This is a genomic window from Pseudoalteromonas aliena SW19, from assembly GCF_014905615.1.
Lineage (GTDB): Bacteria > Pseudomonadota > Gammaproteobacteria > Enterobacterales > Alteromonadaceae > Pseudoalteromonas > Pseudoalteromonas aliena.
This window is the reverse complement of record NZ_AQGU01000024.1, coordinates 17,633-43,275: the sequence shown is the minus strand read 5'-3', so window position 1 is coordinate 43,275 and position 25,643 is coordinate 17,633. Positions and strand designations below refer to the sequence as shown.

General features: G+C 37.9%; 22 protein-coding genes. 12 read left to right on the top strand and 10 right to left on the bottom strand.

The window, feature by feature from the left end:
- Window positions 1–134: 134 nt before the first annotated feature.
- Complete coding sequence (locus PALI_RS05210; protein ID WP_055016941.1) at window positions 135–749, bottom strand: response regulator; 615 nt, start codon at window positions 747–749, stop codon at window positions 135–137.
- Window positions 727–1,872, bottom strand: a complete 1,146-nt coding sequence (locus PALI_RS05205) for a sensor histidine kinase (RefSeq protein WP_193155123.1) — start codon at window positions 1,870–1,872, stop codon at window positions 727–729. The genes PALI_RS05210 and PALI_RS05205 overlap by 23 nt, the downstream gene beginning before the upstream one ends.
- A 150-nt stretch (window positions 1,873–2,022) precedes the next feature.
- Between PALI_RS05205 and PALI_RS05200 the strand changes: the two genes are divergently transcribed.
- Window positions 2,023–3,192 (top strand): acyltransferase family protein, encoded by a 1,170-nt coding sequence (locus tag PALI_RS05200; protein ID WP_193155122.1) that lies wholly within the window; start codon window positions 2,023–2,025, stop codon window positions 3,190–3,192.
- A gap of 53 nt (window positions 3,193–3,245) precedes the next feature.
- Window positions 3,246–3,545 carry a hypothetical protein gene (locus tag PALI_RS05195; protein WP_193155121.1) on the top strand — a complete coding sequence of 100 codons (300 nt, stop codon included), beginning with the start codon at window positions 3,246–3,248 and terminating at the stop codon, window positions 3,543–3,545.
- A 470-nt stretch (window positions 3,546–4,015) separates the two neighbouring features.
- Here PALI_RS05195 and PALI_RS05190 read toward each other — a convergent pair whose 3' ends face one another.
- From PALI_RS05190 to PALI_RS05180, 3 genes are all read right to left on the bottom strand, one after another.
- Complete coding sequence (locus PALI_RS05190; protein ID WP_193155120.1) at window positions 4,016–5,209, bottom strand: IS4 family transposase; 1,194 nt, start codon at window positions 5,207–5,209, stop codon at window positions 4,016–4,018.
- Window positions 5,210–5,418: 209 nt separating this feature from the next.
- Window positions 5,419–6,225, bottom strand: a complete 807-nt coding sequence (locus PALI_RS05185; RefSeq protein ID WP_193155119.1) for a trypsin-like serine protease — start codon at window positions 6,223–6,225, stop codon at window positions 5,419–5,421.
- A gap of 537 nt (window positions 6,226–6,762) precedes the next feature.
- Window positions 6,763–6,912 carry a hypothetical protein gene (locus tag PALI_RS05180; protein WP_193155191.1) on the bottom strand — a complete coding sequence of 50 codons (150 nt, stop codon included), beginning with the start codon at window positions 6,910–6,912 and terminating at the stop codon, window positions 6,763–6,765.
- 168 nt (window positions 6,913–7,080) lie between these two features.
- Between PALI_RS05180 and PALI_RS05175 the strand changes: the two genes are divergently transcribed.
- Window positions 7,081–8,160: a methyl-accepting chemotaxis protein gene (locus PALI_RS05175; RefSeq protein WP_138586111.1), complete on the top strand. Its 1,080-nt coding sequence runs from the start codon at window positions 7,081–7,083 to the stop codon at window positions 8,158–8,160.
- 7 nt (window positions 8,161–8,167) lie between these two features.
- Here PALI_RS05175 and PALI_RS05170 read toward each other — a convergent pair whose 3' ends face one another.
- On the bottom strand, window positions 8,168–9,085 hold the full coding sequence (locus tag PALI_RS05170) for a LysR family transcriptional regulator (protein WP_226894494.1): 918 nt from the start codon (window positions 9,083–9,085) through the stop codon (window positions 8,168–8,170).
- 113 nt (window positions 9,086–9,198) lie between these two features.
- Here PALI_RS05170 and PALI_RS05165 point away from each other — a divergent pair, with 113 nt between their 5' ends.
- A complete protein-coding gene (locus PALI_RS05165) occupies window positions 9,199–10,338 on the top strand; it encodes an alkene reductase (RefSeq protein WP_193155118.1) in 1,140 nt (379 codons plus the stop codon).
- Window positions 10,339–10,626: 288 nt separating this feature from the next.
- Here the strand turns inward: PALI_RS05165 and PALI_RS05160 are convergent, their stop codons facing one another.
- Genes PALI_RS05160 through PALI_RS05150 form a run of 3 tightly spaced genes read right to left on the bottom strand, consistent with a single transcriptional unit; the run spans window position 10,627 to window position 14,570 of the window.
- Entirely contained in the window at window positions 10,627–11,151 is a 525-nt protein-coding gene (locus PALI_RS05160; protein WP_193155117.1) for a hypothetical protein, read from the bottom strand.
- 19 nt (window positions 11,152–11,170) lie between these two features.
- On the bottom strand, window positions 11,171–13,852 hold the full coding sequence (locus PALI_RS05155) for a DEAD/DEAH box helicase (protein WP_226894493.1): 2,682 nt from the start codon (window positions 13,850–13,852) through the stop codon (window positions 11,171–11,173).
- Window positions 13,853–13,871: 19 nt separating this feature from the next.
- Window positions 13,872–14,570 (bottom strand): NUDIX hydrolase, encoded by a 699-nt coding sequence (locus PALI_RS05150; RefSeq protein WP_193155116.1) that lies wholly within the window; start codon window positions 14,568–14,570, stop codon window positions 13,872–13,874.
- Window positions 14,571–14,756: 186 nt separating this feature from the next.
- On the opposite strand from PALI_RS05150, the gene prs reads away from it, so the two are divergent.
- From prs to PALI_RS05110, 8 genes are all read left to right on the top strand, one after another.
- Complete coding sequence (gene prs / locus PALI_RS05145; RefSeq protein WP_193155115.1) at window positions 14,757–15,611, top strand: ribose-phosphate diphosphokinase; 855 nt, start codon at window positions 14,757–14,759, stop codon at window positions 15,609–15,611.
- A gap of 10 nt (window positions 15,612–15,621) precedes the next feature.
- Window positions 15,622–17,217, top strand: a complete 1,596-nt coding sequence (locus PALI_RS05140; protein WP_193155114.1) for a nicotinate phosphoribosyltransferase — start codon at window positions 15,622–15,624, stop codon at window positions 17,215–17,217.
- A 400-nt stretch (window positions 17,218–17,617) separates the two neighbouring features.
- Window positions 17,618–18,037, top strand: coding sequence for a CBS domain-containing protein (locus tag PALI_RS05135; protein WP_193155113.1), 420 nt, complete (start codon window positions 17,618–17,620; stop codon window positions 18,035–18,037).
- A gap of 721 nt (window positions 18,038–18,758) precedes the next feature.
- A complete protein-coding gene (locus PALI_RS05130) occupies window positions 18,759–19,265 on the top strand; it encodes a hypothetical protein (RefSeq protein ID WP_193155112.1) in 507 nt (168 codons plus the stop codon).
- Window positions 19,266–19,459: 194 nt separating this feature from the next.
- Entirely contained in the window at window positions 19,460–21,328 is a 1,869-nt protein-coding gene (gene gss / locus PALI_RS05125; RefSeq protein ID WP_193155111.1) for a bifunctional glutathionylspermidine amidase/synthase, read from the top strand.
- A gap of 66 nt (window positions 21,329–21,394) precedes the next feature.
- A complete protein-coding gene (locus tag PALI_RS05120) occupies window positions 21,395–21,763 on the top strand; it encodes a DUF2237 family protein (protein ID WP_182702954.1) in 369 nt (122 codons plus the stop codon).
- A 236-nt stretch (window positions 21,764–21,999) separates the two neighbouring features.
- Window positions 22,000–22,524, top strand: a complete 525-nt coding sequence (gene dps, locus PALI_RS05115; protein ID WP_077535873.1) for a DNA starvation/stationary phase protection protein Dps — start codon at window positions 22,000–22,002, stop codon at window positions 22,522–22,524.
- 278 nt (window positions 22,525–22,802) lie between these two features.
- Complete coding sequence (locus PALI_RS05110; protein WP_193155110.1) at window positions 22,803–24,509, top strand: SulP family inorganic anion transporter; 1,707 nt, start codon at window positions 22,803–22,805, stop codon at window positions 24,507–24,509.
- Window positions 24,510–24,762: 253 nt separating this feature from the next.
- On the opposite strand, the gene PALI_RS05105 is transcribed toward PALI_RS05110, so the two are convergent.
- Window positions 24,763–25,257: a hypothetical protein gene (locus tag PALI_RS05105; protein ID WP_193155109.1), complete on the bottom strand. Its 495-nt coding sequence runs from the start codon at window positions 25,255–25,257 to the stop codon at window positions 24,763–24,765.
- Between the last annotated feature and the right edge of the window lie 386 nt (window positions 25,258–25,643).

Sequence of the window (25,643 nt, the reverse complement as noted above, 5' to 3'; positions counted from 1 at the left end):
TTAGTTGGTTTTGTTTACTCTTATTTATGTTGATTGCACCACTTAAGCCTAATGACAAATAGTGGCACTTAAAAAGCGTTTTGTGTTCATCAATACACCCTAATCAAAAATAGTAATTTGGTGTTGTTCGCGTGTTAAATTAGGTTTTGATTAATGGCTTTTATAACGGCCTGAGTGCGGTCTTTTACCTCTAATTTAGCAAGGATTTGTGACACATGATTACGAATAGTCCCCTCAGAGTTATCTAACTTTTTGGCAATCACTTTGTTCGACATGCCTAAAGACAAACACTGCAATACGGTTTGTTCTTTGCCTGTTAAGCAGAGCTGAGGGCTTAGTTGCTTTTTGAGTAAAAAATCAGTCACCGCACTTTGCAATACTCGCTCACCTGCAACGACCTGCTTGATAGCGCTAATGAGCTCTTCAAGTTCAATGTTTTTAAGCACATAGCCACGAGCACCTAGATTAAGGGCTTTGACTAATACATCACAATCTTCAAATGTGGTGATGATCAGCACAGGGGTTTTATCACCCTTTTCACGCATTTTTTGCAGCACGCCGAGCCCATCTAAATTCGGCATTCTCATATCGAGTAAAGCAATGTCAAAACTATGCTCAGCTAATAGTGCAAGCGCTTGTAAGCCATCTTCAGCTTGGGCTTCGATATTAATGGCGCTATCGAGGTTGAGTAAATTAGCGAGGCCTAAACGAACTAAGGTCTGATCTTCAACTAGTAGGCACTTTATCATGGCTTTTTTCTTCTAAATTTAGTGGTAGTGTCATGGTATTGATCAGTGTTTCTTGCTCAAGTTGTTGTGAGAATTCACCGCCAAATTGTGCCATTCGCTCATTTAATCCTGCTAATCCGTTCCCTTGTTTTGGTAAATGGGTCTCTGGTTGATTGTGATACGCTTTTGCAATTAACAGCGGCTGTTGGCCAACGTGGGAGACATTTACATGCAAAGTAAAATGGTTTGCTTGGGTATGTTTAAGGGTGTTGCTGATCATCTCTTGGGTAAACCGCAATACACACAGGGCAAAGTCTTGCGGGAGCTGCTCTGTCTCCTTACTTAGTTGGAGATCACAGTGTAAATTAGGTGTTAGTTCGCAAATGGCCTCAAGAGCTTGCTTAAGTATCGTTTTGTCATTGCGCTGAGTGGAAACGATTTCGCGCACCTCTGCCAATACTTCTTGGCTAAGTTGGTGGCAAAGAGAGAGGGTTTCAACGGTGGCTTCATTTGCAGCTCTTTTAGCAAAATCTAAATTAATGCTGAGCGCGGTAAGCTTATGGCCGAGTGAATCATGGAGCTCGCGTGATATATTTTGTCGCTCTTGCGCTGCATGCATCGCCCCCATCATGTGTTGGGTGGCTTTTAACTCTTTGTAGTTTTGGCGGGATTGGTAATGTGTATTTAAACTTTCGACAATCCGGCGACTGACAAACCAATTCATCAAGCAAAAGAAAAACCAAATTGTAAACGTGATCCAAGGAATGCCATTTTCCCAGCGCGCATAATGCGTTAAACCATACACCAGCATGGCGGCCACAACACAAGCCAGTATTTTAGGAAGCGAAAAATGAGGACTAAAAACCGCGGTAAACATCACTAGGTGGATAAAAACTAAGGATGTTGAACTCAGTTGTATCATTGCCAAAATAAGCAGGAAATAGCCAAGCGCTACGCCGTGAACAAATTTGTTGGGCTGTTTTAACACATACAGCAAAATAGCTAAAATGGAACCACTTACTATGATTTGCAAATATAGCGCTAATTCTGAGTTGGCATAATAGGCACACGCCGATGTCACCCCAAGCCACGATGCCAATGTTGAGAAATGCCAATCGGTTGTATGTCGTATAGTTGATTCCATTACTGTGGCCATATTTTTTTAGCAATTATTGCAGAACTCGCGTTGTAAAAACAGTGACATCTGTCATAGCTCGGTCTATGAGCTTTGTGACTAGTGCCATGAAACCTCATTCATTTATGCTTGATTAATAAAAGTTAGTTGGGCACATTAATGAATAAAGACAGTCGATTACACTACATTGATAATTTACGCAGCCTCGCGCTATTGCTCGGCATCGTATTTCATGCCGCTTTAGCCTACAGTCCGTTCTTCAGCAATATTTGGTTTACGGCAGACCCAAGCACACATGGTCTATTTGATTATATTACGCATACGCTGCACTTATTTCGGATGCCGTTATTTTTTATTATTGCAGGGTTTTGCAGTGCACTTTTGATAGATAAATCGAGCAACGCGCGCTTTTTACATCATCGCAGTAAGCATATTCTACTACCTTTTATTGTATTTTTACCGTTAAGCTTTGCCGTTTACTACCATGCCTTGAGTTTTGGAGCCGGTATAGCTAATCCAATACCGCCGATTTTTGCTGTGTTTAAAGTTATTAAAGAGCCTGTTGTTAGCACTATGCACTTATGGTTTTTGTGGAACTTATTCCAGTTTTGCTTAATTCACTGGTTGTTGAAAACAACTAACTTATTAGGCAATAAATTCGATGCGCTTAGCGCTCACCCTTTATTTATGTGGGTTGTACTTCCCATCGTGTTAACGTTTTCATTAATGGGGCAATCTATTCCATTTCCTGCTCCTGATAAACTCACGCCACAGTTATGGTCGTATGGTTTTTACGGCAGTTTTTATTGGTTGGGAGTGGGGCTTAATAAAAAACAGCAGCTCATTTGGTCATATCATAAGTACTTATGGCCTCTTATTTTGGGTGTTGCACTATCACTGACTGGTTATTTTTCTTTATTACCAGCCGCGCCAAGCTTAGATGACGTGATTGCCGCCGCAACTACGGGGTATTTTGCCGCAGCGGGAGAGCTACATGTATTGCATGTTTTATCACAAGGACTGAGTGTTATTTTGTTAACCGCCATAACGTTTTTACTTGGGCATCGTTTTTTAAATCACCAAAGTAAGCTCAGTCGCAGCATCTCAAATGCATCATATTGGATTTATTTAATACATGTGCCAGTGCTGATTTATATTCAGATGCCATTGATTAATACTAATTGGCCAGTTTTAGTAAAGTTTATAGTTAGCGTGGTGGTTACATTACTTATTGGTCAAGTAAGTTATTTATTATTAGTTAAAAATACGTGGTTGGGCGCACTACTTAACGGTAGGCAAACCAAGAGAAAGGTAATACAGTCAGCTTAAATGTCGTCACTTGCTAATGACTTAAAAGTAGCACTACATAAAGGAATACTATTATGCATGCAATAACAATCAAATCGACCATCGCCACGATTCAACAGGGGGCAATCAAAGCCGACGGCAAATTTTGGCTAACCAACACCGATATTCATTTTGCGCCGTTGAATGCACAATTTGGGTTAGGGCCTTATATGTTTGCACGGTGTGAAATTGTAAAAGTGAGTAAGTGCTCTGGTAAAGTTGCGGGTATTTTGCCTTATACACATGATGCAATTGAAATCGTATTAAAAGATGGTAATAAATATCAATTCATTGTCTCGAATCCAATTGAGTGGGTTAAATTAATTAACCAATAGTTTAAAGTACAAACGCTGGTAGTCCATAAAAGTAACTATTGTTTTAATGTACCTAATAATGCACGATAAAACATGTCACTATTTTATTGGGTATAGAGTAAGCACATGGATTTGATAAATACGCTTTTGCTTAAGCTGTGTTTGGGTAAAAAAGCCGAACCCCTCGTCGTTTTAGGGAAAAACTATCAAACAACAATGACGCGGTAGTTAAGTCGCTTGAGTTATATTGTTTTTCGCCTGATGCGTATTTCGACGATATTAGTGAGTTTGAGAAAGACAATTGTTTTATTGAATCTGTAGATGATATAACCTCTGTTGATGCATTAGTGAGAGCGCTGAGTAGTGCAAATGCCGTTGTTTGTGTCGTGAGCCTTTGCTTGTTTTGCCAATACTACAAAAGCTCACGCCCAGTCGTTTTGAAAAAGCCAACGAGGGTCAAATCCTGAGGGATCCCCACAATTGCTAATGAGCTACAAGCACTCACGGCAATCCTTATTTAATTGCTTGAGTGCTTCTAAAAAAGTTTTCAGTTTTATTTTATAACCAAATTTTTCGAAGTATTGCGTCCCCAAACTAAAGCTAGACAGCACGTTTCTATCCTTTATCGTATTCGCCTGAAAGCTTCTATGCACATTCAATATTTTTGCCGTTAAACCTGCTAGCCAAAGGATAAAATTAGCAATTAATGCAATCAATAATGCGATATTCAAGCGGCCTTTTTCATAGCTACGACAATGACGTAAGTTCAAACCATTACTCGTGTTTTTTAAGTCTCGAAAGGACTCTTCTATCTGCATTCGCTGGCTGTAAATTTTAACCATATCTTGCGCTGAATAATTAATATTGCACAGTGAGGTAAATAATAACCATGGCTCCGTGGCGCCTTTAGCATGTTTCAAGCTTACGCTGCAGCGAATCGTTTTTCCTCGAAGATTTTTCTTTTTTCTTTGTTTAGGCTTTGATTTAAACAAGTAAAAGTGACCACTCAATGAATTGGCTTTAGCGAGTTGTGTTTCAAATAGATAAGCGGGTTTTGCTGTCGCTTTAGAATAAAGTGTTTTTACTGGTGACCAACACGTATCATCTTCTGGCTTTTGATATTGTGTTTGATGCCTCACTCTGCCTAAAAAATCCCAACCAAATTTAAGCACTAATTTAAACCAAGGGTTACGAAATCCTGCATCGGTAACGATGATCGGCTTGCAATCAGAAGGTAATATTGATTTAAGTGTTTTGAGGAAATCCTTATGCACGCTTTGCTTCATGTATTCACATTCACGAAAGCTTTGCTCATAGATTGTCATTGCTCGACCTTTAACTGGCACTGCTGCTCGTAATAAATGAAACTCGCCACAAGGTGTTAACCCAGACCAATCAATCGTCACACATGGGCGTCTAATTTGACCTATAACGCGGCGAGTAATTTCTTGGTAATAATGGTAGCGAGAATGCTGGACGCGAGGGTTGCCAAATAACCTATCTATTCGTTTAATATTGTGTTTAACCTTCGCGTTGCTCTTTAATTTTCGCCCTAAAGCAGCAATGGATAAGAACTTATGTTGGCAGAGTGTTTCTACAGCTTTCATTAATGTGCAGTGGTTACGCTTATCAATAATACCCGCTGTGTTAGAAAAAGTTTTATGTAATAATTTACCCAAGTGCATAGTCGATTTACTCTGTAATTTCTTTGGTCGGAAAAAACATATAAGATCAAAATTGGCTGTGCACTTCAACTGTTTTTTAAGCTACTTTATTGATTTATAGTATCAAATTGTGGGGATTCGTCAGGGTCAAATCTTTTCTTAAGACATCAAACTTTTGACTGACTGCTTATCGCTCTAAGTCGAACTTAATTACAGTTTCAAAACAGGCGTTAATTGACCGTTTTTAGTTCGTCAGCTATGACATCCTTAATCCATTCACTATAATTGGAGATTCTCACTTGATATGCAGTTGTACCATATAACCCACCCTTAAAGTCAGAAATATCGCCATGCGCCAGTTGCCAACTTGAAAGCCCTACAAGAAAGGGCTTACCACCTTGATAAATGACAGAGGCTCCACCACTATCACCTGAACCGTGCATCCCCTCTAGAGGTAATCCATTAGTTGGCTTATCGAACTTGAATGTCAGCCAATTAGTTTCTGCATTTTCAATAATATTTTGGAAGTGATTCAGCTGTTTCAAAGATTTAGTATCAGACTCTTCGCCAATAAGCCCATTACCTGTAGCACCTTTACCAAAAACTGTAACTGTTTTGCCTTGTTCTTTTATATTTGTGTAAAGAGCAATCGGTAATACATCGTTCACAGGTGAAGATAATTTAATTAATGCAATATCACTTCTTGCTTTAAAAAAGCTCATTAAAGGCGCTAAATTTCCTTTCAACAAAATTTCGCTAGGCTTTTCAAATTCAGGATGTATGTACACTTTTTTAATTTGATATGTATTTGATCCAATCCTTAAACTTTTACCAATATAATTATAAAAAATGGTATGTGCGACAGTTACAACCCAACTCGGGTTGATTAAAGCGCCATGTCCCTCATGGGGCATATCTACTAAGAAGTCAGGAGCTTCTTTCAACACATAATTCTCAGGGGGAATATCATGCCTTTTCACAACAGCGAGACAACTAATAGAAAAGACAAACAGAAAAATGAAAAAACAAGTTTTCATAGTGCGCCCATGTTTTTTATGAATGCTTTACAAGCTACCTTGTAAGCTAGTAGAAAACAACTGATTAGACCGTCTGCAATTCGCTCAAAGCTGTCTATTTTTGATTGCTACCTTACTCTTTTTACATGGCCGTTAAATAGGCCATGCGAGAAAAAACTCTAATCTTTATTATTCGCCTACAAAAGAAAAAAGGGGGACTTCCACGGAATACCTAATAAATAAGACTAGAGAGGCTGTGTAACGTTAGCCTTAAACGTGCCAGTTACCCACAGAGTAAGCTTTTTACCGTTTTTTTTGCGCTTTTTTAACCCACATGGCCTTCGCTGTTGGGTTAATGCGGCAGATTAGCGTTCTGATTGCCTTTATTTGCATGTGCCATAGTCCTATCACCTCAAAAACGATTATGTCGAGTACCACGTCAAGAGCGCCATATCTTAGTACAAATATGTCAACTTATTACTGCAAACAACAATTATTTATAAATCGAATTTTAAATAATTCGCTTTAATTTAACCTGAACTCTGGTTAACTTTCCCGCTACCAACTAACACCAGTCACGCTTTTTATATCTAAATAACCTGAACTCTGGATAATAAATCCATCTCGAGCAGCTATTTTCAGCGCTAACTGCGTTAAATTTACTTGCAATAGGCCCGCTATTGACGCGTAAATTTGCCTTGTTTTCATTGAGAATCTCTGGTTAGAGAAAATAAATTTAAATATCACAATAATTCAATACGTTAGGAAATCTCTTAACCTGAGTTCAGGTTAAATAGTAAAAATATATGCTCATTAAAAATTAACCTCTATAATGAAAAGGATAAGTAAATATTTAATTAAAATTAGGGTTTAAAAATGTTTGTTTTAAGTAAAACGTATTCATCAGTTAAAAATAAAAATGACGAATTAAAAGAAGAAATTGAGTCTTTACGTACCAAAAACACCTCTTTAATGAATGAAAATAATTTATTAAAGAAAGAGCTAAACAGCCCTATCAATACTCCAGAACAAGAGTTCACGCACTCTTTACTTTGCAGTTCAATCAATGGTGTGAGCCAGATTGAAGATATAAGACAAACTGTTCTTGGCTCTTATTCTAAAATAGATGAAGAAAATAAAGTAAGTGATAAGATTAACTCCCTCCTTGAAAAATCTAATGGCTCACTAAACCATATTGTCAAAGAAATGGATTTGATGACCAATAAAATGGGCAGTATGACTGAGAATATTTCTGGCTTAGCAAGTATGGCCGGAACAATTAGTACGTTTGTTTCGACAATCAGTAAAATTTCAGATCAAACAAACTTACTTGCACTTAATGCCGCAATTGAGGCTGCTCGTGCTGGCGAAGCCGGTAGAGGATTCAGCGTGGTTGCAGACGAAGTAAGGGTGTTGGCTACAAATACCAATAAATCAGCGCAAGAAGTTGCTGATTTAGTGAACGAAATTATTAATAAAACCAATGAAACGGTTGTATCTGTAGAAGGCATAAAAGAAAACAGCTCACATTTAAGCACTAATTTTGGATCTCTGAACAATGATTACTCAGCGATTATCGAATTTTGTAACAATATGAAAAATACAATTTCTCAAGCTGCCACGTTATCGTTCATACAAACGGTTAAACTTGATCATATTGTTTGGAAAGGTGACGTTTATGCCGTTGCAAATGGGCAAAGTAATAAGTCTGTTGATGACTTTAGCGATCATAAAATGTGTCGACTTGGTAAATGGTATAACTCAGAACAATCAGCTGGATTTAAAAATTCAAATGCATTTAAGCAGTTAGAATCCCCACATAGCGAAGTGCATAAAAATGGAGTTGAAGCATTACGACTGATTAAAAATGGCGATAAAGCGACTGCTATTAAACACATACATAAAATGGAAGCCGCCAGTGAGCGTGTAATGCATTTACTTGATGAAATTGGCTAGCTTTTTATTAAAAACTTTGCAACTGCTCTATTAACCAACGGTGTATTGGGCTGTTGTTAGTTCGAGGATGCCACGCTGCTATTACTTTAAAAGTAGGTGGTAGCGCCTCAATATCTAACTGTTTAACCTTACTATTTGGCAACAGCCTCGATGGATAAAATGCCAACATATCAGTAGTGTGAAGAATGTCGGGAACCGCTGAAAAACTCGGTACCGACATAACTATGTTTCGCTTTAACCCTTTATTAGCAAACCATTGATCGTGCGAACCTCGTAAGTTAGCGCGCGAAGGCGATACCACCAGCTGTGGATGCGCTGCAATTTTCGCAAGTGTTAGTTGCTCTTCCCCTAGATCATTTTCACAACCAGTAATACACAAGTGCTGCTCTTCAAGTAAAGTTACATACGCTAAATTATCTGGAATAAATTCAGGAAAACTGATGAGCAAATCAAGCTCGCCTGCTGTTATTAGCTGATTAACATTATCAGATGCAAAGTCTCGAACAATAAGCTTTAAACCAGGTGCCTCACGTCTTGTTATATTAAAAAGCTGAGGAAGCAGTGCTTGAGTGGCATAATCGGTAGCACTGATAGTAAACACACCTTTGTACGTTTGTGGTGTAAATAATTCAGGCTCTAATAGGGTTTCTAACTGTTTTAGTATATGAATGATAGGTTGCTGCATAGAGAGTGCTTTAGGCGTCGGCACCATGCTATTGCCTTGGCGTATAAACAAGCGATCATCAAATAAGTCTCGTAATTTACGCAACTGCTCACTTATAGCTTGCTGAGTTAAGCCCATTTTACGTGCTACTTGCGAAAGGTTTTTTAAATCCAGTAATGCGTTAAGCACTCTGAGCTGTTTAATATCGAGCCGACTAATACCATTCATAATTGTATCTAAAACAAAAAGGTGTTGTTTCAAATTGTATCTTTAAAACTCTAAACTTACCAACATTGCTTAAACAGCTAAGCATCAAAATATTTTGCCTTGTAAATTATAGTAAGCCACTAAGTTTGCTTTAAGAGAGAGTTTTAATGAACAACCCTATTTCAGATACCAGTACGTTATTTTCATCAGTAGAATTTGGCCCTTTCACGCTTAAAAACCGTATTGTAATGCCTCCACTGACACGTTCTCGAAGTACTCAGCCAGGTAATATTCCTAACGATTTAATGGCCAGCTATTATGCACAACGTACTTCAGCAGGCTTTATGGTTACTGAAGGCACCCAAATAGAACCACGAGGTCAAGGTTATGCATGGACCCCTGGCCTACATTCACAAGCACAAATTGAAGGCTGGAAAAAAGTAACGCAAGCCGTACATGCAAAAGGCGGCATTATTTTTGCTCAGCTTTGGCATGTAGGCCGTGTTTCACATACCACGTTGCAACCTAATGCAGATAAACCTGTGGGTCCTTCAAATATTACTGCAGACAACGTAAAAGTATTTATTGAAACGGCACCTGGTGAGGGCGCATTAGCCGATCCAAGTGAACCTCGCGCATTAAGTACTGCTGAGGTAGGTGAGCTTATAAATATGTACGCTCAAGCAGCACGTAATGCGCTTGAAGCCGGTTTTGATGGTGTTGAACTACATTGCGCTAACGGGTATTTAGTTAACCAATTTATTTCTGAACACACCAACAACCGTGATGATCAATATGGTGGAACGCTTACTAACCGTTTACGCTTTTTAAAAGAGATTGTTGCAGCAGTTAGTGACGTAGTTGGCGCTGATCGTTTGGGTGTGCGTTTTGCCCCATTATTTGCAAGTACAGATGAAGACCGTGTGTATTTAGGACTTGTAGAATCAGACCCTCATCACACCTACGTAGAAGCCGTAAAAGTGCTTGAACAAGCTGGTATTGCTTACTTATCAATTGCTGAAGCTGATTGGGATAACGCCCCCGATTTGCCAGAGCAATTTTATAAAGCCGTTAGAGCTGAGTTTTCTGGGCGAATTATTTATGCTGGTAAATACACCGTCGAAAAAGCAATTCGTATTTTAGGCAAAGGCTACGGTGATTTATTTGCATTTGGCCGCCCATTTATAGCTAACCCTGATTTACCAGAGCGTATCGCTAATAATTGGCCTCTTAACGAAGCCGATGCGGCCACTATGTATGGTGGCACCGAGCTTGGGTATAGCGATTATCCGTTCTACGAAAAATAGTTAATTTAATTAAGCTGAACTCTGGTTAAGAGATTTACTAACATATTGAATTATTTTGATATTTAAATTTATTTTCTCTAGCCAGAGATTTTCAGTGAAAACAAGGCGAACTTACGCGTCAATAGCTAGCCTATTGCAAGTAAATTCAACGTAGTTAGCGCTGAAAATAGCTGCTCGCGATAGATTTATTATCCAGAGTTCAGGTTAAATAGCTATTTAGCTATAGAAACATCAATAGTTGTAAAAATAAAAGCGATAAATATCAACCCGAGCAATGTGCTTTAACCATTACCCAATCACTTCTATTAACCATCTAATAATGACCATTAATATACTTATTAGTAAATAAGCAGCGAATGCCATAATAGCAGTAAGAAGAGGAATACCATCGCGCTTTAGCTTTGTATATAAAGTGAGTAAAAGAAAATAAGCACCCCAAATAGCAAAATAAACGACAAAATAATAAAAATAGTTACCTGTAAAAAGTAAAACAAAGGGAATATAAACAGTTAAAACAAAAGGAAATAACATGATAAAAAGAGTCAGTACGTATGCGCTTGTTTCATAAATTAACACTAGTGACTTTATTACATCACTTCGTTGAGCTAATTTTCGACGGTATTCGTTATTATTTTGCTGAATTGACTCATCTAAAGATATATTCAATTTTTTCTGTTTATTAGAAATATTTTTATCTCTAATTTTTTCTCTTTTTACAAAAAAATACTCATCTATCGAAGCAAGTAAAGTTAATAATGCTAATAATAAAAATGCATAGTAGCCATACTCAGGCCTTAATAATGATAACAACATTTAAATTCCTTTTTATAACTTACTGTATTACTTTAAGCTTACTAATAATGTGTTGTACACACGTACTTTTATCTACAACCCATAATCCGTAACTAATTGGTAGTATCTCAATGTTAGCGCGGCTAAATAATTTATAGGTATCGAGCTCAAAAAAATCAGCCCATGGCCCTGGAAAACCAATTAAATTAATCGCAAGATATCGACCATTATAACGGCAAAGAATATCAACATCCGTTCCGGCTATCGTGTAACCAGCCCACGTTTCTATTTTTAAACTAGTTAATTTGCAAATAACGCTTCGCTGAAATTTATCAATATCGGAGGTTACATTGTGAGTTGCTTCAAACTGCGTTATTGAACTTATATAGCGTCTTAGTAAATAATACTCTGGCAATTGCGTTTCATCTATTGATAAAAATACACATTGTTTTTGCCTTGCTCGTGTAATACACACATTAAATACATCTGCTTTATTAATATAAGCCGCAGCTCTTTTAGCGTTATTATCTAGCGCAAAAGAGATGAGCATAATATCTCGCTCCTCGCCTTGAAAACCAAATGGAGTGGCAGATCTCAGTTTATGCTTTATTATCTCAGCTTCATTAAAGTGAGTTTCTATCTCTTTGGTAATATAATCAGCTTGGCTTCTAAAAGGTGAAACAACCCCAATGCTATGGCTGATCCCTGCGCTTTTATCATCAGTAATTTGTTGCTTAATCGTGTTTATAATACTGCTCGCCTCAAGATGATTAATACCTGAACTATCTCGAGTTCCATTAACGCGTTGTACCAGTAAGTTACCCGTACTTGTACAGGGCCTGTGCTGCATTATTTTTAACTTTGATTGATAAAAATGCTCGTTACTAAAATTAATTAATTCAGGCTTGCTTCTAAAGTGTTCATCTAAAAATGCCAGTTGTTTATTATCGTTTAATGCATTTAAGGTTAGATCTAAAATAGAGTTATCACGATAGCTCATAACGCCTTTATCGCTAAAGCTCACATTATTCTTAGACATAAGCTGGGCTTCTTTGTTTTTTGCCAAAAAAGAGTAATGTCTTAACTGCTTAGTATCACCGACAATAATCGCTCTTTTTGCGCGATAAAGTGCAGGTAAACAACTACTGATATTACATTGTGTCGCTTCGTCAATAATAACTAAGTCGAACATTTCGGCTTTTAACGGTAGTACTCTATACAAGGTATTTAAACTTACGAGCCACACCGGAAAAGCCGATAATAAAGCCTCGTATTCTATATTATCAAAAAGCTCAAACTGTCTTTTAGATGTGCGACTACGAATAGCTTGGTTAAATGCGTTTAACGATTTACGCTGAGTATCAATTAGCGCTTTAAGGTTTTTATTTTTTAACGCGCTTAAATAACTACTCGCCAGCTTTTCTCTTTTAATTTGCTGCGTATTTATTTGCTCTAACGAAGACCATTGCTTTGCTAATTTTTGAATACCGCGTCGCGCAAACCGAATATATAAATCTGTAAGCCATTTGATCTCTTTTTCTTCGAGATTTTTGAGCCTATTCCCTCTGATTATTGCTCGTTGACAGAATTGGCTAAAACGTAACTCTAATTCATTTAATGAGGTATTTAGCTTGTTTAGTTCAGACTCAATAAACACAGAGTTGTCGTGTTCGTCAGCTAAATATCCTGCTAATAAATCAGCAATATAATCTTTTAACTTTTTTAAGAATTCTTTTTGTCCGGCGCGTATAGATACGTCGCTTAGCCCAAAGTTTTCATCAAGCTTATCGGCTATTACATCCAGTGCGGGATTATTGTTTGCTACAATAAGCACCGACTCTCCTCGAGCCATATGTTCGGCTGCAATAGCTGCAATGGTGTAGCTTTTCCCCGTACCTGGCGGCCCAGAAACACAGCCTAAATTAATATTTGCAGCAATTGAGATAACTTTCTTTTGCGCAGCTGATAATAACCCAGGCAAATAATCGTACTTTAGGTTTTTATTTTTAATTGAAGGCTTTACAGTGTCAATTAAACCGTTAATAGGCGGTGATAGTTTATCTGATTCAATGATTTCTTCTAGCTCATGCAGCACACCCCGGCTACTATTTGAGCGCTCGACAAAAACCAGCATAGAAGCGGGTAAAAGTGTTGGGATTTTACTTTTTAAGGCTTTTTTGATTTCGTCAGAATCAGCAAGCTCAGGATAGTTTAAAAGCTCAAATAGGTTTAGCGCTATCGGGCTTTCTTTTAATAATGAAGTCCAAAAATAAGCTGACTGAATATCAGCCGTTTCATCAATACTTGTAAGCTTGTTAACCTGTGGTATTAATAGTTGAGTTAATGATTCATTTACATCCGGTTGAGCATCATTAAGAGAAAAATAATAGTCATCCTGATCTTTTTCAATAATCGCCTCATTAAATAAAATAGGCGTAACAACGTGTTTTAACTCCCCCCTAACCTCAAGATTACCAACTAATATAAAGCGAGCATAAAGTAATACCCGTTCTCGCTGATAGACTTCTACACGCTTCATCATTTGCTCAGCAAATTCTGCAGGAATTGGAAGACGTGGTAAAAACCCTGAACCTAAATCATCTCGGCCTTCAAGAACAAGGCGATCCTCTTTTTTTAATTTATTTAGATTCCATAAATTTAAATCCGCGCTATCTTCTTTATAGCAATCGCGATAATACGACAGGACGTTTTTACTACTCAAAATTTAATTCCATTTAAAGTTAGACACTTAAATTACGTTCAAAATTTACAATATCAACGCCGGCTTTTACTTTATATAACTGCGCTAAGCGCCCGCCAGATTTAACTTTTTCATCTAGTGTTTCAAACATATCAGCAGCCTCAATACGTCTAATTATACTTTTACGCTGAACAGGTTTACCTATAATAGTTTCAATTACTGACTTCAATTGCCCTACGGTAAAATGCTCTGGCAAACAATAAACAGGTGCCATTGAATACAATGCTTTTTGCTTTAAACGATCTTTAGCTTGCTCAATAATATACTTATGATCAAAAGCCACTGGTAAATCACTAACTTTTTCAACATCAATCCACTTTGCATCATCAACTGTTTCTATGTGGGTTGATACTTGCGCCTCTGCAATTAAAGCAAAATAAACTAAAGTGACACTAAATCCTCTAGGATCACGATTAATGCCTGAGTATGTTTGTAATTGCTCTAAATATTGAGGCGCCACACTGGTTTTTTCTTTAAGCTTTCTAAGCGCCGTCATACTCACGCTATCGTCAATGTCTATATCAACAAATCCACCAGGAAGTCCCCATCGCCCAGCAAAAGGTTCGTTCGCACGCTTAACCATGAGCACTTTTAGAGCACCGTTTTTAACAGTAAACAGCACACTATCAACTGTAAATAATGGGTTTTTGTATTCAGTAATATCGTAATGATTAGTCATTGCATGCCCATGCAAAGTTAATGTCTTAATGACACAATAAATCAAACATATCTCAATTTCAACCTACAGTACAATTACAAACATACAATTTGCTCAGTGATTTAGTTTAAAAAATAGCTTGATTACTATAGGTACATTTGATAATTTAATTGTGTCGCTAGGACACAAACATTGAAAGGACAAAAAATGAAAGTATTTAGCTATAACTCAACAGGAAGTAAATCGTTAGTTGATTATGATAATTTCACTTTTTCTGGTGGTGAAGAGCATGTCAGATTTAACGCCGCTAATTTTTCAGACTCTATAAAAATAGAGATTTTTGAACGACTAACCAACTCTTCAAAAATGGTTAGATTAATGATTGCTGTCGATGCGTTAAAAAGATTAACAAATGACAGTACGCCTATCGAACTTGTTATTCCCTACTTTCCTTATGCACGCCAAGACCGTGTATGCGTTGAAGGAGAAGCTTTAGGCGCTGCTGTTATGGCTAACTTTATTAATAGCTTAAATTTTTCAAAGGTTACTATTTGGGATGCCCATAGCGATGTATCCCCAGCTTTAATTAATAAAGTAACCAATGTTGAACAAATTTTGTTACTTGAGCGCTCTGAAGAGCTAAGCCAAAGACTCTTGCAAGGCGAATTAACACTCATCTCTCCAGATGCAGGAGCAAGTAAAAAAACCATTAAAATTTCAGAAAAGTTCAATGGCGTACCTGAGGTTATTCAAGCTCAAAAAGTGAGAAACTTAAAAACAGGCGAAATAATCAAAACCGAAATTATTGGCGATGTTAAAGGTAAAAGCGTGCTTATTGCCGATGATATTTGTGACGGCGGCAGAACCTTTATCGAACTGGCCAAGGTACTAAAAAGTAATGGCGCTGTTGAAGTTTCTCTTTTTATTACTCACGGTATTTTTTCAAAGGGGCTTGATGTTTTTGAGGGCCTGATAGAGCGTATTTATACAACAGATTCATTTAAACCGGCTAATGAGTTTAAAAATAGTAACACCATTAGTTTACAAATAATTGAGATGTAAGGAAAACACCATGACTATAATAGCTGCAAGTATGCAAAAAGACGTTTACAAAGAATTCCATAGCCGCGCTTATCATCCTGACGTAAGTGAAGTATATGCAAACTTCACATCAAGAAGCGGAAAACTTAGCAACATAGAAAATAACGATAAAGTTGCGTTTGTTGGCCTTCAATACTTTATTAAAAGTTATCTTTTAGAAGAATGGAGTGAGTTTTTTAAAGCTGATAAAGCAACCGCAGTCGCTAATCACAAGCGTATTATGAGCTCAATGCTTGGCTATACAGTTGATGTAAAATATTTAGAAGACTTACACGATTTAGGTTACTTGCCACTAAAAATTAAAGCATTACCGGAGGGAACGCTAGTCCCTTATTTAGTACCTCCTATGACGATAGTAAATACTAAAGCTGGCTTTCAATGGTTAACAAATATGATTGAAACAGTATTGAGCTGCGAAAACTGGCCAATACAAACCAGTACGACAACTTCTGTCGCATATTTAAAAGTATTCAAAGAATTTGCACAAAAAACAGGAATGCCTATGGAATTTGTGCCGTTTCAAGGCCATGACTTTAGCTTTAGAGGTATGTTTGGCAAACACGCTGCGGCAATGAGTGGCTTTGGTCATTTAGCATCAGGACTGGTAGGTACAGATACCATTCCCGCTGTTTTATTTGCAGAAAAATATTACGGAGCAAATGTAGATAACGAGCTCGTTGGCTGCTCTGTAGATGCAACTGAACACTCGGTTACCTGCTCATGGATTATGGAAGGTGAAATAGAGTTTTTTAAGTACTTAATGAAAGAGCAATCACCAAAAGGGATTTTAAGTGTTGTATCTGACACATGGGATTTTTGGACGTTAGTAACTGATTATCTACCTCAGTTAAAAAGCGAAATTATGGCGCGCGATGGCACCTTAGTTATACGTCCCGACTCGGGCGACCCTGTTAAAGTATTAACGGGTTACAAGGTTTCACCTATCTCTGATTACAGTGAGTTATTTGAAACACAAAAAGAAGCTGAAAAAGAGACTATTCAAAATGGCTTTGAGGCATATCGCTTTAATGGCCAATACTTTGGATTTGAAGATAACAACACGATTGAACTGATGGAATGTGAAGTTAAAGGACTTATAGAGTGCCTATGGGATATATTTGGCGGCACAACAACATCAAAAGGTTATAAACTGCTTGATGATCATATTGGCGCTATTTACGGCGACGCTATAACACTAACCCGCCAACGCCAAATTTTACAACGCCTCATGGATAAAGGGTTTGCATCAAAAGTAGTGCTTGGTATTGGCTCTTACAGCTACCAATATGTAACACGTGATACGCATGGCTCTGCCGTAAAAGCAACGAGCGTAGTTAAAGCTGGTGAACGTTTGGCTATTTTTAAAGATCCAAAAACTGATTCAAAGAAAAAGTCAGCTAAAGGGCTTTTAAAAATCGACAGAGTAAACGGCGAACTCACTTTGTTTGATGACGTAAGCGAGCAAGAAGAAGCGCAAGGTTTATTAGAGGTCGTTTTTGAAAACGGCAAAATAGTGAAAGAAACCACACTAAGCGAAATAAGAAGCTTAGTAGATCAACAAATTTAACTCTTATTAACGAGAAAAAAGCCGCTGTAGTGATACAGCGGTTTTCAATTGTGGATTGTTGGTATTTAAAATTTAAATTTGGCAAAAATGATAATTATCACTAATTAACCTGAACTCTGGTTAAGAGATTTACTAACGTATTGAATTATGCTGATATTTAAATTTATTTTCTCTAGCCAGAGATTTTCTGTGAAAACAAGGCGAATTTACGCGTCAACAGCGGGCCTATTGCAAATAAATTCAACGCAGTTAGCGCTGAAAATAGCGGCTTGAGATAGATTTATTATCCAGCGTTCAGGTTAATTACTCAAATAAGACTAAAACTTGATCTAGATAAAGTGCAATGAAAGTAAATGGAACTAAAATAATACTGACTAAATAATGACTACAAGGTATAAAAATGAACCAAATAGTTTCAGATCTAATGACGTCAGATCCATTGGCAGTAAGTGCAGATCACACCTTGCATGATGCACATAACCTGATGAAAGAAAAAAATATTCGCCATATTCCTGTAATTAATGGAAATGGTGAACTAGTTGGTATGCTGACCCAAAAAATCATGATAGCCAAAGTAATGGGTATTTTAACAACCTACGGCGAAAATGCGCTTATGCGCAAAGAAAAGCAAACAAAAGTAGAAGATATCATGGTTACCGACTTTGTAAGCGTAACACCTACGCAACCACTGCGTGATGTTGTCACTTTTTTTGTTGAAAATAGACACGGCTGCATGCCGGTAATTGATGAACAAAATAAATTAGTCGGCATCTTAACATCATCAGATTTTGTAAGACTTGCAGCAGCCCTATTATCTTAACGAAACCATACTCAATGTGCGCTAGTAAACATTTACAGAAAATGGCGCACTAAATATGACTTATTTTTCAAATAAATCATATTTACTTTAACTAGGGCGTGTTGACCTTTGTGGATTGAAATTTGTTCAATCTAGGGGCGATTTAATCGCGGCGCGAGGTTTGTAACCTAGTGGGCTAAGTAAAAACCGAGCAACAAAGAGTTAATCGCCCCTAGAAAGAACCCAAAGGGCAGCGCATGTTTGGTATCTATGCTGCGTTATCGCCTATTTATGGGGAACAACCACACATCACAGGCTCTGTCTTGCCTAAATATCAAACGTACTGCTGCAAAATCAATCACGAAAGGTCAACACGCCCTAGAGCGTGTTGACCTTTGTGGATTAAAATTTGTTCTTCCTAGGAGAAGCGTCTGTATGGCATTAATGTTGCCTTATCGCCTATTTATGGGGAATAACCACACACCATAGGCTCTACCTTGCCTAAAAACCAAGCAGACTGCTGCAAATTCAACCTTAAAAGGTCAACAGACCCTAATAAAAACCAGTAGCCTTTTGTTACGATATTAATTTATCGCTCCTTGTATTTAGCCTATAAAATAAATAGCAGCTAAAGAATAAATAAGGTTTGCCGATAATAAAGGTACAATTATGTAAAAATAGATGCACGAAACATAACAAGCATCTATCGACACTTATTTTATTTTTTAACATGGTAAATATTATGGAAAATATGCGGATTTCAAATACAGCGCCTAATATCGATTTATACACTAAAGGGCTCGCATCATCGAACAAGTCACCCCAGCAATTACTGGCACAAAAATCAGTAACCGCAAGTTCCCAAGTTAATATATCAGCAGAGGGGCAAGATAAGCTCAGACAAGAAACGTCGGCTGATGAAAAACAGGTAAGTTCGTTAAGTGCTCAAGAATCAATTGAAAATGATAAAGATAAGTTAGGTGGAAATATAATTAAGCAACTTAACGACAAAGACGCAGAAGCTGTGAGCGAAGGTGAAAGCACTGAGCCAAAAACACCTATTGATGAGCTTATTGAACAAAAGAAAAAAGAAATAGAAGCCTTAGAGCTCCAATTAGACGAGCTAGTTGATGATGGTTCTGAACAAGTTGCTGAACAGAAAAAGGTACTTCAAAATCAACTCGTTGAACTAAATGGCCAATTACTCATATTAATGGAAGAAAAACTGAAACTGGAAAAAGATAACTAAATTAAATCGTTAGCTATCTTCAATTTATTCAGTGCTACTGGCTTTTAGAGTCGATGCTAGTTAAAACGCCTAATTTGACCATGCCAAAATTTATAAACTAGCAAATAATAATGCATATTTTATATCTTGCTAAAAACCAGCTTCGCTCCTATAGTCAGCGAATTATCACTCCCTTATTTTGAACCCATTTATCTATGAAAACTTCTGCCCCTGCTAGCGTTTTTGGCACTTTGCTCGGTTATGCGCCCGGTAACGTGGCTGTTTACTCATCTGATTACGATACCGCTGACGAAAGCACTTACCCTAACCGTAGTGCCTATCGCAGTTATCTTGATGGTATTTACATGGGCTATAAATGGCAATGTGTTGAGTTTGCACGCCGCTGGATGTATCTCAATCACGGTTATATTTTTGACGATATTGCCATGGCTTACGATATTTTTGAGCTTCGTTCTGTGCGCGATGTAAGTAGCCAAAATAGGCTACCGCTAAACGCATTTAAAAATGGTGCTAAACATCATCCTCAAGTAGGTAGTTTACTGATTTGGGAAGAAGGCGGTGAGTTTGAAGAAACAGGCCATGTGGCAGTCGTTGTTGAAGTTCATGAAGATAAAATACGTCTTGCTGAGCAAAATGTCGGACATCAAATATGGCCAAAAGATCAAAGCTGGTGCCGCGAGCTAAAAGCAAAAGTAACCAAAGATGGCGACTACTGGATTGAATGCTCGTACAGTGATGCCACTATTTTAGGTTGGATGACACAAACGGATAAAACAGAATACGCTGAACCGACATCTGAGCTAAACAAAGATTTATTTACAATAGAAGCTCATAAAGCAGCCGATATAGGGCAAGCAAACAAGTCATGGTTAAATATTGCGAATGACGATGAAGCCGCTTATGTAGACATGATGCAAGGTCATAAATTAACCTCGGTAGATGAGGAGCAACATAATTACTTTGCAATATCACAAACGGCCCAACAAACCATAGAGCATGCAACAAATGAACTCCACGGCTTGTTTATGCACGCTACTGATTATGTATTGCAGCACCCTGAACTATTAAAAAAGTTTAATTTACCCGATGTAGTGCTTAGTAAAATTCGCCAATCGTGGGATAACCGCTTAAATCAGTTAATTACCAGTCGATTTGACTTTGCTTTGACCACTGCGGGTTTAAAAGTTTACGAATACAATTGTGATTCGGCATCATGCTATATGGAAAGTGGTAAAATTCAGGGCAAATGGGGAAAACATTTTGGTGTTAAAACCGGTGTAGATGCAGGCCAAAGTTTATTTAAAGACTTAGTAAAAGCATGGCGTAAAAGTGAGGTAAAAGGCCTTGTTCATATCCTACAAGACGACGAGCCAGAAGAGCATTACCATGCATTATTTATGAAAGAAGCCATTGAAGCCGCTGGCTTTGAATGCAAATTAGTTATTGGCTTAAGCACACTTCGCTGGAATGAATCAGGAAACATAGTAGATGCCGATGGTGCACAATTGAGTTATGTGTGGAAAACGTGGTCGTGGGAAACCGCGCTTGATCAAATTCGTGAGGAGTGCGAGGCCGACCAGTCATTAGCTGATAATTTTGAACCACAACTTCAAGCAGGTGAAACTCCGCGTTTAGCCGATGTATTACTGCGTAAAAATGTTATGGTGTTTGAACCACTGTGGACATTGATACCCAGTAATAAAGCAATTTTGCCAATACTGTGGAGTCTATTTCCAAATCATAAGTATTTACTAAATACCGCGTTTGAACTTAACGAAGAGCTACTACAATCCGGTTACGTAGTTAAACCTATTGTTGGCCGATGCGGTGCTAATATTCAGCTTGTTGACGAACAGCAGCAAATTATAGAAAAAACGGTTGGGCACTTTGCATCGCAAGATCAAATATACCAACAGCTATTTGCACTACCTAAAGTTGATGACTACTTTGTACAAATATGTAGCTTCACAGCTGCAGGTAAATACTCAGGCGGTGGCGTGCGCGTTGATAAAAGTATGATCATCAACGGTCATAGCGACTGTATGGCACTGCGTATCAAATAATTAGGCGCTAAGCCCGAAGAATATACGGATTAAATTTATAAAAATACAACAAACTAAGGCGTCCTTATGGCGAATCAATTTAATGTACTCGGTACTCGTTTAAAGTTATGTTGCGGAAATGGCGGTTACACGCGCGAAGGCTTTTGCTATGTACCTGATTCAGATTTTGGCAATCACAGTGTATGCGCAATTATGACCGACGAATTTTTGCAGTTCTCTAAATCGCAAGGTAATGATTTGGTTAGCCCTAACCCTCTTTACGATTTTGATGGCTTAAAAGCGGGTGATAAATGGTGTCTATGTGCGGTGCGATGGCTCCATGCTATTGCTGCTAATGTTGCACCGCCTGTGGTGCTTGAAGCAACAAATAAAAAAGCATTAGAAATAATCTCACTCGATGTTTTAAAAGCACATGAATATATAACTCAAATTTAAAATACACCTAAAGCGTAATCAAAATAAAGTCTGCAAGTTTTACAAATGTATGCAGACTTTTCAAAAATAAAAGCCATTCATACCAACCAAACTCCTGAAAAAAAACATAATAACTTGAACTTAAAGCACTTTTAAAGTTTTGATGTTTCGGCGTAGTCTTTGCATTACTAAGACTAGTGATATTTATTATGTAGCGAATACACATAGTAATATTAAATATTTAAGCAGGAGGAATTATGAGTAACAGTAACGAATCAAGCAAAATAGCTAAATTTACCGCACCGGGTATGAGTAATGAATCAGCTGAAAAAACAATAGCGACTCTCGATAACCGCATGGTCGCATTAATAGATTTACAACTTACTTTAAAGCATATTCACTGGAATGTAGTTGGTCCCAACTTTATTGGCGTACACGAAATGCTAGACCCTCAGGTGGATGTTGTGCGCGAAATGACTGATACCATAGCAGAGCGCATCGCAACACTTGGCGGCGTACCAGTAGGCACCCCAAAATCAATTGTCGATCGTCGCACATGGAATGAATACTCAATGGGTAAAGGCTTAGTGACAGAACATTTAGGTGCACTCAATGAAGTCTATAATGGCATTAACGCCGATCACAGAAAAGCCATTGAGACGCTTTCTGAGTTAGATCCTGTTTCAGAAGACATGATCACTAGCCAACTTGCTGAATTAGAGCAGTTTCAATGGTTTATACGTGCACACTTAGAGTCATCAACCGGTGAGCTAAATAGCTAATCTAGACACTCCAAAGCAAATTAATCTTTATAAACAATAAACTCTAAGCCCGATATCTAATATATTGGGCTTTTTCTGCTATAAAATAACCTATTCACAAAGTAATTGTTACTCAACAATCGATGTGATTTTGATTCACGACTACTTCTTTGAACTACGCCACTTTAAATGCCAAAAAGTGAATTTAGATTACGTAAAATTTTCTTTTTTCTAACTATACTTATTTTAATATTAAATTTACTATCAAAACCTTATGACTATTAGTAGGAAAAACTTAAGTGCTGTCGCGTTTATATAATTTCATGCCCGGTTTAAACACATTACTTAACTACGAACGTCAATGGTTTGCTGATGATGTAAGAGCTGCGCTATCGGTAGCTGCAGTCGCTTTACCTGTTGCAATTGCTTACGCACAACTAACCGGTGTTAACGCTGCTGTCGGATTATATTCTTGCATATTACCTATGATGCTCTATGCCCTTTTCGGCACCTCAAAACAATTAATAATAGGCCCTGATGCTGCAACCTGTGCCGTTATAGCGGCCGTAGTGACACCACTTGCTGCGGGCGACAGCTTTAAACATTGGCAACTTGTAGTAACCATGACCGCTATGACCGGTTTTTGGTGCTTTATAGCCAGTAAATTTAAGCTCGGCGTACTCGCCGACTTTTTATCTAAACCTATCTTAATGGGCTTATTAAACGGTGTGGCCATCACTATTATTGTTGGTCAATTCTCAAAAGTATTTGGCTTTACGTTTGATGAACGCTACTTACTTGAGCGCCTAGGTGGTGTGCCAACTTATTTATCGCAAACACATGTTCCAACATTATTAATGGCACTTGTCACCTTCGGCGTTTATTTTGCCATGAAGCGACTAAAACCAACATGGCCTTCTTCTATGTTTGCTATCGCTTTTGGCGCACTGCTCGTGTGGATTTTCAATTTAAAACAGCTTGATATAAAAACCATTGGTACAGTTACAGGCGGGCTACCGGTTTTTAACACGCCAGCATTCGATTTAGGAATTATTCGTGAATTAGTTGTACCCGCACTTAACTTAGCTATCGTTAGTTTTGTAAGTATGATGCTAACTGCGCGCAGCTTTGCAGCTAAAAACGGCTACGACATAGACGCAGATAAAGAATTTAGAGCGTTAGGCATTGCCAATATAGCCTCAGCTCTTTCGCAAGGGTTTGCTGTAAGTGGTGCCGATTCACGTACAGCAGTTAACGATGCAACAGGTGGTAAAACGCAGTTAGTATCAATAATCGCAGCCGCTATTATTGCTATAATAGCGATATTTTTAACAGCCCCACTTGAGTTTATTCCCAGTGCTGCACTGGGCGTTGTGCTCATTATTTCTTCAGTTCACTTACTCGATTTAAAAGCCGTTTGGCAACTAAAACGCAAAGACAAGCAAGCATTTTATCTCGCCTCAGCTACATTGCTTGCCGTATTATTTATTGGCGTGATACCAGGGATCACACTCGCTGTATTATTGGGGTTATTTCAGTTTATTCGTACCGTAATGCGCCCAACCGACAACATACTCGGCGTAGATATTAACGGCGTAGTAAGAAGCTTAGACGCCACAGATAAAGCAAAATCGGTGCAAGGCGTATTTATCTATCGCTTTAATTCGCCCTTAACTTATTTTAATGCCAGCTACTTTAAACGCAGGTTACTAGAGCAATACGCAAGACAAAAAGACGACATTCAGTGTGTAATAATTGATGCCGTGCCCTGCTTTACTCACTTAGATTTAAGTGTAATGTCCATGCTTGCCGACCTAGACGTTATATTTAAAAAGCGCGATATAAGGCTTGAACTTGCAGGCAGGAAACGTCAGTTACTTTCATGGTTTGAAATTGCAGGAATGACATCGGGAACAGCAGGCATCTATATTCATTCAGACTTATATATCGCCCTAAAAAGAAATAGCGTAAACCAGCATACACAAGTAGTTAGCTTGTTCGAATAAGGCGAAAATAACGACCAGAATATTAACCCAAACCTGATGCGTAAACATTAACTATGACAGTATTTCAATGCGCCCTTCTGCCTTACATTTTAGCTTTGCATAGTTTTCAGAAAGGCACATTAACATCGCATTCGAATCGAACACACGATTTTCCCCATCAACAATAGTAAGTCTTTAGCGTTTGAGTTAATCGCTTTGAACTCTGGTGTATGCTGTTCACCTTTTATTTAGCAAGTATTTATAAGGCTAAAAATTACGCTTTAGAGACATTGCTAGCACCTGCGCTTTCAAGCACTTCTTCAATACTGTTTTTGTTATCGCTGTTGTATTTGACACCAATTAGTATAGAGCCTTTTTCAATTGCATCCTCATAGAATTTGATTTCATGTTCAGGGATAAGAGCACCAATTGCGGCACCGAATGTACCACCGATAGCAGCTCCTGCGCCACCGGCTGCAAATGCGGCAACTAATGGTCCTGCTACTAACAATCCTGCACCGCCTGTAGTTACAGAGCCAACAGCAGTGAAACCACCAATTATTGCAGCCAAAACACCGCCAGATGCAGCGCCAATCAAACCACCTTCAGCAGCTTTAGTACCTTCATCTACTGCAAAATCGTCCTTAGCATACGAGTTGTTAGCCACAATGCTAATATCCGCTTCATTTACTCCTAATGCTTCTAATCTATAAATAGCTAATGTTGCTTGAGATGCATTTTCAAATAACCCAGTAATAACAGAACTCATAATAACTCCTTTATTAATTTAATTGATTACATAGGAATATAAGCAAATTACAAACCAAAAACAAAATCTTTATAAAACAAAGCTTTAAAATAAAAATATAGAGCTGTAAAATTTTTATAAGTAAATATTGCTATAGTTTTGTAAAAAATTCACTTTACTCTCAACTCATGAAATTACCGAATAATAAGCTTACTTAACCTGAACTCTGGTTAAGAGATTTATTAACGTGTTGAATCATGGTGATATTTAAATTTATTTTCTCTAGCCAGAGATTTTCAGTGAAAACAAGGCGAATTTACGCATCAATAGCGGATCTATTGCAAGTAAATTCAACGCAGTTAGCGCTGAAAATAGCTGCTCGAGATAGATTTATTATCCAGAGTTCA

Excerpts from the sequence above, each read along its gene's own strand:
- PALI_RS05210 (WP_055016941.1), bottom strand. The coding sequence starts at position 749 with ATGATAAAGTGCCTACTAGTTGAAGATCAGACCTTAGTTCGTTTAGGC.
- PALI_RS05205 (WP_193155123.1), bottom strand. The coding sequence starts at position 1,872 with ATGGAATCAACTATACGACATACAACCGATTGGCATTTCTCAACATTG.
- PALI_RS05200 (WP_193155122.1), top strand. The coding sequence starts at position 2,023 with ATGAATAAAGACAGTCGATTACACTACATTGATAATTTACGCAGCCTC.
- PALI_RS05195 (WP_193155121.1), top strand. The coding sequence starts at position 3,246 with ATGCATGCAATAACAATCAAATCGACCATCGCCACGATTCAACAGGGG.
- PALI_RS05190 (WP_193155120.1), bottom strand. The coding sequence starts at position 5,209 with ATGCACTTGGGTAAATTATTACATAAAACTTTTTCTAACACAGCGGGT.
- PALI_RS05185 (WP_193155119.1), bottom strand. The coding sequence starts at position 6,225 with ATGAAAACTTGTTTTTTCATTTTTCTGTTTGTCTTTTCTATTAGTTGT.
- PALI_RS05180 (WP_193155191.1), bottom strand. The coding sequence starts at position 6,912 with ATGAAAACAAGGCAAATTTACGCGTCAATAGCGGGCCTATTGCAAGTA.
- PALI_RS05175 (WP_138586111.1), top strand. The coding sequence starts at position 7,081 with ATGTTTGTTTTAAGTAAAACGTATTCATCAGTTAAAAATAAAAATGAC.
- PALI_RS05165 (WP_193155118.1), top strand. The coding sequence starts at position 9,199 with ATGAACAACCCTATTTCAGATACCAGTACGTTATTTTCATCAGTAGAA.
- PALI_RS05160 (WP_193155117.1), bottom strand. The coding sequence starts at position 11,151 with ATGTTGTTATCATTATTAAGGCCTGAGTATGGCTACTATGCATTTTTA.
- PALI_RS05150 (WP_193155116.1), bottom strand. The coding sequence starts at position 14,570 with ATGACTAATCATTACGATATTACTGAATACAAAAACCCATTATTTACA.
- prs (WP_193155115.1), top strand. The coding sequence starts at position 14,757 with ATGAAAGTATTTAGCTATAACTCAACAGGAAGTAAATCGTTAGTTGAT.
- PALI_RS05140 (WP_193155114.1), top strand. The coding sequence starts at position 15,622 with ATGACTATAATAGCTGCAAGTATGCAAAAAGACGTTTACAAAGAATTC.
- PALI_RS05135 (WP_193155113.1), top strand. The coding sequence starts at position 17,618 with ATGAACCAAATAGTTTCAGATCTAATGACGTCAGATCCATTGGCAGTA.
- PALI_RS05130 (WP_193155112.1), top strand. The coding sequence starts at position 18,759 with ATGGAAAATATGCGGATTTCAAATACAGCGCCTAATATCGATTTATAC.
- gss (WP_193155111.1), top strand. The coding sequence starts at position 19,460 with ATGAAAACTTCTGCCCCTGCTAGCGTTTTTGGCACTTTGCTCGGTTAT.
- PALI_RS05120 (WP_182702954.1), top strand. The coding sequence starts at position 21,395 with ATGGCGAATCAATTTAATGTACTCGGTACTCGTTTAAAGTTATGTTGC.
- dps (WP_077535873.1), top strand. The coding sequence starts at position 22,000 with ATGAGTAACAGTAACGAATCAAGCAAAATAGCTAAATTTACCGCACCG.
- PALI_RS05105 (WP_193155109.1), bottom strand. The coding sequence starts at position 25,257 with ATGAGTTCTGTTATTACTGGGTTATTTGAAAATGCATCTCAAGCAACA.